This is a genomic window from Roseburia inulinivorans DSM 16841 (genome assembly GCF_000174195.1).
GTDB classification, from domain to species: domain Bacteria; phylum Bacillota; class Clostridia; order Lachnospirales; family Lachnospiraceae; genus Roseburia; species Roseburia inulinivorans.
Genome location: NZ_ACFY01000011.1, coordinates 1 through 9,836, shown reverse-complemented (window position 1 = coordinate 9,836; position 9,836 = coordinate 1). Strand labels below are relative to the sequence as shown.

Here is a 9,836-nt window from a genome sequence, read left to right as displayed (position 1 = left end):
CAAAAAATTACATTTCTTTTTGTCGAAAATCACCATTCTATTTTTATCTTACAAGTGACATCGCCATTCTGCGGTAAGTATGCCTTTTTCCACGGATTGCAACGCTGTATGCCGTAATATTTTCCGGCAGTGCCATTCCCATGTACCCACTATCTCCTATATGATGGATGTCTGCACCTGCCATTTTACACATCAATGCAATCTGACGGATTGTTGCTTCGTCCGCTCCCTCCTGGGAAGTTCCAATTGTAGTCATCGCAAGTACACCTTTTTCATGTGCGGTTTTGATCAATTCAGCTGCATGCTCCATGGTAAATCCCGGAACAGTACCAGGTGCCGGAAGTAAAAGAACATCTGCCCCTGCTTCAATAAATGTCTCAGCATCTTCTTTTGTCAGTATTTTTTCTCCTGCTTCTGAGAGAATGCCGGATGCATGCATTTTTCCTGCTGTCAGGATCACTCTGTCGCCGACTGCCTCGTTTAAATCAGCTAATGCCTTTGTAATTGCCTTGTTATCAACGCCAACACCCGGATTTCCGGTAAGAACGATCATGTCAACGCCCATGTCCGCTGCTTTTTTTGCATTTTCCACGGTTGCGCGCCGTCCTTCTGTAAGACTCCACACCGATTTTTCTCCATCATTGCGGACTGCCGCCGGTTCTAAATTAATTGCAACCATCCTTCCGGTCAGACGTTTGACCTCATGTATAGTATCTTCCGGGGCAACTTCCGGTAATCCATTGATCACAGGATGATCCACGTCAAAAATATTCAGCATGATAATATCCGCACCAAGAGAAGTTACAAATTCTGCATTTGTAATATTTACGAGCATTGGTGTCACTGTACCGATCGTCTCTGCTGCAAGCACTCTTCCTTCGCTGTCCGCAATGGACTGTAATAATTCTTTTTTATGATAGGCAGCCAGTTCTCTGGCTGAACAGTCAATATATCTTTTTCCCATTCCTTTTTCCTCTTTTCTGCCTGATGCAAAATGTCTCTGCTTTAAAATTTTCACTGTGCCTTCTGTGCAAACTCTGTGAAATATCTTTTATTTCTCTCATATTTCACATTCTCTGCATTTTCTAACACTTTATTGCGATACTCTTCTATTTTCTGCGATGTTATAAAGGAAATCTCCTGCGGCTGATCATACTTTCCCATATAAGAAAAAGATATATTTTCCTGCTCTTCCATGGATTTATAATTCATATATATGGTATAATCCTCATAACCGTTTACCATCTCCCAATAAATCCCGTAATCTTCTCCCTGCAGATGATACAGATTTAAATAGTCATGCAGACTGTCAAACTCCCTGTCAATATACTTTTCCTCACACCTTGATTTATAATATTCCTTTCCCGAATATTTCACATGATCACTGATTTCTCCTGGTAATGCCATTGCAATTACTATAAAATTAAATACCACGATCACTGACACTATGCATTTTATAACAAAAGGGAACACTTTTACGCTGTAATCTCCAGTTTCATCCCGAAAAGAAAAGGTGATATTAATTTTCTTCATATTCCCACCCCTTTCTCTCAAAAATTATTTTTACAAAAGTTTCCTCCTCATCATAATATCGATCGCACTTTACAAATTCATTCACTTCTTCCTCTGTCATTTCCAAAGTCCCCATTAATGTTGCAATCGTATTCTGCTGGATTTCACTGAAATATTTCTGGTTTTCCTGAAATTCAATTTCACTGATACGATAATCATCCTGAAGCAAAATTTCATGCGCATAGTATAGGATATCTTCCACTTCATATGCCCTTGGCGTTTTGTCACTTTCCCAGTCAGACTTCTCCCTTAAATCCATCACATCTTCTATAAAATGGCTGTATCTATCATAGATATCTACACGTTCTGTATACTTTTCATACCCGTCCTCTGCATAAACTTCATACTCATGCAGATACGCATCCAACGCTGCATTATCTCCCGTCTTGAAAATTTCTTCTGCTGCTTCTACCGATGCTGATCTTTTCTGATGTTCTGTATGCTTTTCATCCACATAGCCTAAAATGAAAAAGACAAGAAATAAAACAACAAGAAGTACAACTGCCAGCAAAAGAATGATATTCATAATTTTATTAGCAACATAAAGCGGCATGGAATGTAACACTTTTGCTTTGGTAAGAAGTGTTTCTTTTCTTGTTTCGTCTTCCTCCTTTTCCCATTCCATACCAAGTTTATTTGGCTCTCCACAATAAGGACATTTTGTCTCTCTGGCTGGATAATCATATCCACACTTTGAACATTTCATATACTTTACTCCATTTTGTCTTTTAATCGGCTGATTGCAAGTTTCTGTAACGCTTCTGTAATCTGATCTTTATCATCGTAAGTCAACCCACCGGCTTTATCTATGCAGGACTTTATCTCATCCTCAGATATCTCGTAGTGTTCCTTCATATAATCATAACAATATTCTTTGTAATATGCCACAGCATCCTCTTCCTCATACTTGTAATATGCGTCCGCTGCCTCCTGACATTCATTTAATATACTAACGATGTAACTGATGTTGCTCAATGCATCTGCCTTATCATTCTCTACGATCCATTGCAGATAAGAATCATCCTCGTCATTCAGATAATTCAAATAACGCTGCATTCCCGCAATCTCTGTATATTTATCAAAATAAGACTGATAGGTATATTCCACTGTTTTCAGATATTCACAGATTCCCTCATAATCTCCGCTCTGATACAGGCTTTCTAATTTTTCCAGATTCTTCTGTTCTACCCGATAAGATACTTTATGGGAAATACTGGAAACAATAAATACAATGATACAGATCACTGCAACCATTATCACTGCTGCTATCCCAAGCTTTGCTGTCCACGACATTCCTTTGCCAGCCACTTTTTCCGGCATTTCCTTCCACCGTTTTTTTTCACGTTCCAGCTCATTCATCATGTCCTCATGCACCTGGACAGATTTGCCAAAGTTATCCCCACCACAATAAGGGCAGCGGTCCTGCTCATCATCATATTCCGCCCCACAGTTTTTACAGATTATCATTGGTTCGTTTTCCCCCTATTTATAACAATGCTTTCTTACAAAATAGTAACATACCACCTGCATTACGATTGTTGCAATCCACGATGCCGGATAGGAAATAAACAGAAAATACAGTGATCTGTGCTGTGGAAAAAATGCAAAAATCCACAGAACACGCATTCCGACAGTTCCGATAATAGACAATACCATTGGCACTGCGGAATATCCCATTCCACGCAGTGCACCCGGAAAAAGATCCATAATACCGCACAGAAAATATGGAACTGTCGTGATGGATAAAATCTCAACACCACATTGGATCACGTCTGCTTCCTCTGTATAAATCTGTAATATTTCCGCTCCGAAAAAATACGCCCCGCATCCTAAAACAAGTGCTGCTCCCACCGATAAAATCATACAGTCGATCAGTACGCGGTCCATTCGTTTATACTTTCCAACACCAAAATTCTGACTTGTAAAACTCATACATGCCTGTGTCACAGAATTGATGGAAACATACAAAAATCCCAGAATATTGTTTGCTGCCGTGTAACCTGCCATCGCGGTTGAACCGAAAGAATTAACTGACGATTGTAGTAATGCATTAGAAAAATTGATGACGGTACTCTGTATGCCTGCCGGAATTCCCACCTGAAAAATCTGTTTCAGGTAATAGCCTTTCATAGAAAGTTTTGAAAAAGAAAGTTTATAACTTCCCTCTGTTCTGCAAAGACAGGTCAAAACCAGCACACAGGAAACCATCTGGGAAAACACGGTGGCGATTCCAACTCCCGCAACTCCAAGTCCAAATACAATCACTAATACCATATTTAAGCCTGCGTTGATCACTCCTGCGATGATCAGAAAATACAATGGTCTTTTTGTGTCACCCACTGCACGGAGAATCGCCGCACCATAATTATACAGCATAAAAAACGGCATTCCCATAAAGTAAATCCGCATATAAAGCGTCGACAGTCCGATCACATCTTCCGGTGTTCCCATTAATTCCAATGCCCCTTTGGAAAAAACAAGCCCAACAAACGCCATGAGAATTCCGCTGATTAGCGCAAGCGTGATGGAGGTATGTACGGTCTCTGACATTTCCTCCTTGCGTCCGGCAGCAAAAAATCTTGCTGCAAGCACGTTTGCCCCAAGTGAGATTCCAATAAAAAGATTGGTAAAAACATTGATCAGTGCCGTTGTGGAACCGACTGCTGCAAGCGCTTCACTTCCACTGAATCTTCCCACAACAATAATGTCCACTGCATTGAACATTAACTGTAAAATGCCAGACAGCATCAATGGCAGTGCAAACGAAACCAGTTTATCCATTATGGAACCGTTGCACATATCAATTTCGTATTTATTACTTTTCAAAAAAATTGCTCCTCTCTACTTTTTATCTTCCTGTAACTTAAGACCCGGAAGGAATTTGAATGATTAATTTCTGTCCATCTTTTTCCATCATTGTCAATACTGGAATATGTTTTTTCCGCAGCTGATGTACGATTGGATATGTCTCAAACACATTTCCTTCCACATATACTGCCTCCGGCTTCTGTTTTAAAATCCGTTTCAGATTCTCTTTGACTTCGTTTTTCCACTGCTGCTTGTCCATCGCTGCTTCACCGTAAATTCCATCCACTGTAAGCTCTGGGAGCTGCATAAAATCCATATGTATCACCGTTGCCTCCTGCATTCCCGGAAGCTGCTTTAACAGCGGATCTATACAGGAATCCCCGCCGAGATTTACGATTGTCGGATTTTCATGATATAACTCCATGCTGATACGGCAGGCTTTCACCGCGTCCTCTAACATTCCCACCGTCATAAGAAATCCTCCCTTATGACAAAATCCTGCACTCTGTAATCCGGTAACCTGTTCCAATTCTTCATTTTCAAGACCAAGCCACTCTGCCGGAAAACTGCATTTGTAATTCATGGAATATTCCTTCTTCTGTGGTTGTATACAGTATCCACCACGATTGGATGGGAATATGACAAATGCAATCTCCGTCTCCGACAACCGCTTCTGACACGGCACAAACTCCGGTAAAATCAGAATCTTTGCATCTTCGCTGTCCCTTTTACCAGATGTAACCGCCTGCCGGTGTTCTTCTAAAATCTCCTCCACGCGCCTGTCTGCCCGCTCATTTCCGCGATAACGCTCAAATTTGTTTTCAAGGATCATGCCTGCAACGCTTACTGCCTGAAAAAATGCCTCATCATTTCCACCCTGTGCATCCCAGGTCGGATTGAAATTGCCAATCAGGTTTGCAAGCTCATTTTTCTCCCCCGTGTTATCATTATGATCCAGCGGCTGCACAAAAGCCTCGTCAAACTCCTCTGCCAGCTCTTCCCCAAGGATCTCTGCACCGACTGCCTCCCACAACAATCCAAACGCAGCGTATGGCACACCGTTTTCCCGGACTCTGCTGTCCCTCTGATGATGGTCATACGCACCTCTTCCAATATCAAACACAATTCCATCGAAATCATCCGGCACACGATTTCCACGTAAAATCGTAATTTCCGGATTTATATAAAATAAAAGTGCTGCCGAAAACACATCATCCGCATGAAATTTTCCTCCATGCGTAAATGCCCTGGCATCTTTTTTCTTAATCTGCTCCATTAATTCGTTCATTGCAAAATTCTTCTTTCTTTTCTGTGATTATTCTGAAATTTCCTCGATCAAAACTTTTCTGTTTATTACGCCTTTTTTCAATTGCATGACATACACATGAAAATCCAGCGTATCCTTTGCGGTCGTAAACGGCTCTTCGTGCAGTACCTCCGCATGGATTCCCGCACGCTCCAATTCTTCTTTCCGTTTTTCTGCCCGCCCTAAAAGTTTCCCGATATTTTCATCCTCTTTTTCGCCAAAAGATCGATTAGGATAAACGGATGTCGCTTTTTTTTAACCTCTCTGTGATCAGATCCACTACTTTTGCATGCGCATTCCGATGTAATAAAACTGCAAGACACCTTGCAACAACAGGATATGGATACCTTTCATAAAAATGTATCCATTTTTCAATTTTTCTGTCACCCACCTGCTCTGCCATCTCTTTCATCAAGGAAAATGCACCATCCGACGGTATCCATGGATTGTCTCGCGGCACAATGTACTGCTTTGAAACCGCCGGATAACAGGTATAATTCAGAGGTGGAAAATAGGCTAACTGCACGAGTTTTCGTTCTTCCTCATTGCAGACAGCCTCACCAAGATACTCATATTTATCCCATAATACCGCAATACGAAATTCCAGTTGCCGCAGATTTTCATAACCTTTTCTCCAAAAATGCGCAATATCACCATAATTATACAGATTTGTTTCCAGCTCCAGCGTTTTAAAAAGGATAGTGACAACACAATCCTCCTCTTCCTGTCGGACAACAAGTGCGTAATCATCCCCATCGCGATAAAAAGAGGCCTCAATAGCCCCTTCATAATCTTCTTTGTATGTACCTGTCATTCTTGCTTCCTTAAAAACAAGAAAGCTTTCTATCGTGTCATTCATCTGATATACCAGACGAATATCTGTTTTATCCGTGTTCTTTTCTTTTGCTCCTGTCTGATCCGGCAGCAAAAGTTCAAATTCATTCTGGCTTAACAGCCTTTTTAACATCTCAAATGTATCCAATGAGAGTCTCCTTTTTCCTGTTGCAATACTTTTTATTCATTATATAAAAATCCCTCCGGCTTGTCTATATGCGCAGCTTTCTTTTTATTGCCCTGCGCTTTTCGTCATGCCGTGAGGGATGAGTCGTAGCTGTCGTCCGCGATCTGGATGACAAATTCTTTTGTATAGCCTGCAATCTGCGGAATTTTTTTCTCGTCCAGCTGTTGTATAAAATCCATTTGAAATCCATGCATTTCAATGATTTTTTTTGCAATCGAAAGTCCTAGTCCGCTTCCACTTCCACTTTTTCTGGATACATCTCCTTTTGTAAATGGTTCAAATAAATGTTCCGCAAGCTCGCCCGGAATTCTCCTGCCACTATCTGCTACAAGAATATAAATGTATCCATTTTTCCGGTACATGCCAATCTTTATATGCGTACCACTCTCATTGTGCTTCATTGCATTATTCAAAAGATTCGTGATCACTCTGGAAAACTGGATTGAATCAACGGATACCGAAACCACTTCTTCCGGAATATCAATCTCGAATTCCATCCCTGCATCTTCAAAGTCTGCATAAATGAGTGCAGCATTTTCACGTAACAGTTCACTCAGATCTGTTTCTTTTCTGTCCAGTGAAAAACCTTCACTGTCTAATTTTACATACTCAAATAATAAATGGATCAGATCGTTCATCCTTGCCGACTTATTCTGTATTGCCTGCAAATACTCCAACTGTTTCTCCGGCTCCACCACCATTCCGTCTGCCAGTGCTTTTGCATAACCGTTAACCGTGGTCATCGGCGTTCTGAGATCATGTGCAATGTCTGATAGCATCAGATTTCTTTTACGGTCAAACTCTTTCTGTTCCTCCTCCCTCTCTCTCTGGATCTGACGAAACTCTTTAATCGTTATTTTTGCAAAACAAACTGCCCCTAACACATACGGGGTTAAAATTACCAACACTACTACAAAAGCAACCAGAAAAAGCAGAATTGCCTGCCCTCTGTTTAATTCATAAAAGGAAAAATTAGTTTTTCCAGCGGAAACGGTATGCATGAAATTTTTTTGCATTTGTTCCAAAGCCGCCTGTACCATCTCATGAAGCGGTGATGGAAACATTGCATTCAATGCTCCTAAGATCAGTAACATTAAAACTGCAGACAGGAAGAAGATCACGCCGGAGCCGAGCAAAAGCGGATTTTCTTCCACGCCCGGAAAAAAATATAGCAGTACGTTAGGCAGCACAAATCTGTTGACCAGAAAAGTCAACAGATATTCCACAACTCCAACAACTGCTAGTATTTCAATAAATTTTTTGATCAAAAACCACTGTAAATCATTCTGTTTCTTCATTTACTTCTCCAAGCGATATCCCAGACCACGGATTGTCTGAATATAAGCGGAAGGATTATCATCCAGTTTTGCCCGCAGCTTACTGATGCAGACCATAATGTTATTGTCTGCCACAATATAATCTTCCCCCCATCCATGTTCATAAATCTGCTGTTTTGTAAAGACTTTGCCCGGATGCTTCATTAACAGTTCCATGATGCGATATTCCACAGAGGTCAGCTGTATGATTTTGTCTCCTTTTTTCAGAGTACACGCGTCCTGATTCAATACCAGATCCCGAACAGCTAAATTTCCCTCCTGAACCACTTTTGTTCCAAGAGAATAAAAACGCCTAATGTTAGAATTCACTCTGGCAACTGCCTCTAAAGGATTGAACGGTTTTGCCAGATAATCGTCTGCTCCCAGATTTAATCCCAGGATTTTTTCCGAATCTGCGTCCTTCGCTGACAAAATGATCACTGGAATATTACTCTCTTTGCGAATCTGCTGCAATACATGATAGCCGTCTATCTTCGGCATCATAATATCCAAAATACATAATGCCGGCTGCTCTGCCCGCAATAAATCGAGCGCCCGCTGTCCGTCCTCCGCTTCTATTACATGATAGTTTTCATTTTCCAGATAAAGCCGGAGAAGATTTCTGATCTCCGGCTCATCATCTGCGATCAAGATTTTGTAATCCATCCGTAGTTGTTCTCCTAATAATCCGTTCTGTCCTCAAACGGCTGATCGATATTCTGATTTTCAAATCTATTCGGCATCTCTGTTGTCTGCTGATTCATTGCAGTATTCTGCTGGTAAGGTGCCGGATTCTGAATCTGCTGATACGGAGTTCTGTATCTTAAAGCTTCATATAATGCGGCATGTGTTCCATCTTTGTATGGCTGCACATAAAAGATTCCCAGGATTCCCATTGTCATTCCAGATAAAATATCCCATCCAATGAATGATAAATCCAAAACAAATGCATTCCATTTCTGTCCCTGCATCATTCTCTTACTCTCTGCAAATGCCTCCTCTTTTGTCATCTGTGGATTGTCTGCCAGCAGATATGGGATCATCTGGTATTCATATGACTTTACAATGCCAGGAATAATAAAAAGCATTGACCACAAAACAGTATACAGATCACGGAAAAACATTGTCTTTGCAATATTTTTATAATTGTTATCAAATGCGTATCCGGCATTTCCCACTAAAGCTGCCTCATTGAGGTTTCTTAAATAGAAACGTTTACATCCCACTTCCAATGGATTAAAAATAAATGCATCCAAAAGAATTGTAACAGTCATAATGATCACAAATACAATCATAAAGATCACAACAAAAATGACTCCTGCAAAAAGAAGTGCTGTATGATCTGTATTGTCATAGACATCATTCATCCCATACCAGATGTCATCTGCGTCATCATAAAAATCATCATAGGAGTCCGAGGTAATATCACTTCCGTCACTTCCTAAAGCTGATGACATAGCCGAACCTGCACTTCCTGCGCCACTGCCGCCTCCTATCAAAAGCGCCAGCAGTAAACTGATCAGCACACTTCTCCAATAGTTTCTTTTAAATGCAAACTTTGCTCTGTCTTTTAATTCCGCTCTCGTCCACATATTTTTTCCTCCTCTTATCTTTGATGATGCCATCTTAACACGTAAATCTTACTTTCCAACTCGAATAACCTTAAGGTTACCTTAATTCATTGTTTCCAGTAATTTATCTTTTTTATTATACCATCTTATGGAATTTTCCGCATTAAAAAGGATTCATAAAATCTGCATATACAAAAATAGCCTTAAACCCTTGATTTTTCAAGAATTTAAGACTATTTAGC

11 protein-coding genes are annotated in these 9,836 nt (G+C 40.5%); all 11 read right to left on the bottom strand.

What is annotated here, in order from left to right:
• Positions 1-43: 43 nt before the first annotated feature.
• The 11 genes from ROSEINA2194_RS01085 to ROSEINA2194_RS01040 all read right to left on the bottom strand — a co-directional run bounded on the left by ROSEINA2194_RS01085 (position 44) and on the right by ROSEINA2194_RS01040 (position 9,615).
• On the bottom strand, positions 44-964 hold the full coding sequence (locus ROSEINA2194_RS01085) for a DUF7916 family protein (RefSeq protein ID WP_044926780.1): 921 nt from the start codon (positions 962-964) through the stop codon (positions 44-46).
• 50 nt (positions 965-1,014) lie between these two features.
• Positions 1,015-1,533 (bottom strand): hypothetical protein, encoded by a 519-nt coding sequence (locus ROSEINA2194_RS01080; protein WP_007882356.1) that lies wholly within the window; start codon positions 1,531-1,533, stop codon positions 1,015-1,017.
• Positions 1,520-2,278: a zinc ribbon domain-containing protein gene (locus ROSEINA2194_RS01075; protein WP_007882355.1), complete on the bottom strand. Its 759-nt coding sequence runs from the start codon at positions 2,276-2,278 to the stop codon at positions 1,520-1,522. The genes ROSEINA2194_RS01080 and ROSEINA2194_RS01075 overlap by 14 nt, the downstream gene beginning before the upstream one ends.
• A 5-nt stretch (positions 2,279-2,283) precedes the next feature.
• Positions 2,284-3,039, bottom strand: a complete 756-nt coding sequence (locus ROSEINA2194_RS01070) for a zinc ribbon domain-containing protein (RefSeq protein WP_007882354.1) — start codon at positions 3,037-3,039, stop codon at positions 2,284-2,286.
• A 15-nt stretch (positions 3,040-3,054) separates the two neighbouring features.
• Positions 3,055-4,371 (bottom strand): MATE family efflux transporter, encoded by a 1,317-nt coding sequence (locus tag ROSEINA2194_RS01065; protein WP_044926778.1) that lies wholly within the window; start codon positions 4,369-4,371, stop codon positions 3,055-3,057.
• A gap of 64 nt (positions 4,372-4,435) precedes the next feature.
• Positions 4,436-5,668 carry an MYG1 family protein gene (locus ROSEINA2194_RS01060; RefSeq protein WP_007882352.1) on the bottom strand — a complete coding sequence of 411 codons (1,233 nt, stop codon included), beginning with the start codon at positions 5,666-5,668 and terminating at the stop codon, positions 4,436-4,438.
• 27 nt (positions 5,669-5,695) lie between these two features.
• On the bottom strand, positions 5,696-5,842 hold the full coding sequence (locus tag ROSEINA2194_RS20790; protein ID WP_007882351.1) for a hypothetical protein: 147 nt from the start codon (positions 5,840-5,842) through the stop codon (positions 5,696-5,698).
• Positions 5,843-5,915: 73 nt separating this feature from the next.
• Positions 5,916-6,668 (bottom strand): DUF3878 family protein, encoded by a 753-nt coding sequence (locus ROSEINA2194_RS01055; RefSeq protein WP_049887965.1) that lies wholly within the window; start codon positions 6,666-6,668, stop codon positions 5,916-5,918.
• A 104-nt stretch (positions 6,669-6,772) separates the two neighbouring features.
• Positions 6,773-8,005, bottom strand: a complete 1,233-nt coding sequence (locus ROSEINA2194_RS01050; RefSeq protein WP_007882348.1) for a sensor histidine kinase — start codon at positions 8,003-8,005, stop codon at positions 6,773-6,775.
• Complete coding sequence (locus ROSEINA2194_RS01045) at positions 8,006-8,689, bottom strand: response regulator transcription factor (RefSeq protein ID WP_007882347.1); 684 nt, start codon at positions 8,687-8,689, stop codon at positions 8,006-8,008. It lies immediately after the preceding gene.
• Between the two features lie 14 nt (positions 8,690-8,703).
• Positions 8,704-9,615 carry a DUF975 family protein gene (locus tag ROSEINA2194_RS01040; protein ID WP_021923157.1) on the bottom strand — a complete coding sequence of 304 codons (912 nt, stop codon included), beginning with the start codon at positions 9,613-9,615 and terminating at the stop codon, positions 8,704-8,706.
• Between the last annotated feature and the right edge of the window lie 221 nt (positions 9,616-9,836).

What these genes read in the sequence shown, in the direction of transcription:
- ROSEINA2194_RS01075 (WP_007882355.1), bottom strand. Translation starts at nt 2,278, where the DNA reads ATGAAATGTTCAAAGTGTGGATATGATTATCCAGCCAGAGAGACAAAA.
- ROSEINA2194_RS01080 (WP_007882356.1), bottom strand. Translation starts at nt 1,533, where the DNA reads ATGAAGAAAATTAATATCACCTTTTCTTTTCGGGATGAAACTGGAGAT.
- ROSEINA2194_RS01045 (WP_007882347.1), bottom strand. Translation starts at nt 8,689, where the DNA reads ATGGATTACAAAATCTTGATCGCAGATGATGAGCCGGAGATCAGAAAT.
- ROSEINA2194_RS01060 (WP_007882352.1), bottom strand. Translation starts at nt 5,668, where the DNA reads ATGAACGAATTAATGGAGCAGATTAAGAAAAAAGATGCCAGGGCATTT.
- ROSEINA2194_RS01050 (WP_007882348.1), bottom strand. Translation starts at nt 8,005, where the DNA reads ATGAAGAAACAGAATGATTTACAGTGGTTTTTGATCAAAAAATTTATT.
- ROSEINA2194_RS01065 (WP_044926778.1), bottom strand. Translation starts at nt 4,371, where the DNA reads ATGTGCAACGGTTCCATAATGGATAAACTGGTTTCGTTTGCACTGCCA.
- ROSEINA2194_RS01040 (WP_021923157.1), bottom strand. Translation starts at nt 9,615, where the DNA reads ATGTGGACGAGAGCGGAATTAAAAGACAGAGCAAAGTTTGCATTTAAA.
- ROSEINA2194_RS01085 (WP_044926780.1), bottom strand. Translation starts at nt 964, where the DNA reads ATGGGAAAAAGATATATTGACTGTTCAGCCAGAGAACTGGCTGCCTAT.
- ROSEINA2194_RS01070 (WP_007882354.1), bottom strand. Translation starts at nt 3,039, where the DNA reads ATGATAATCTGTAAAAACTGTGGGGCGGAATATGATGATGAGCAGGAC.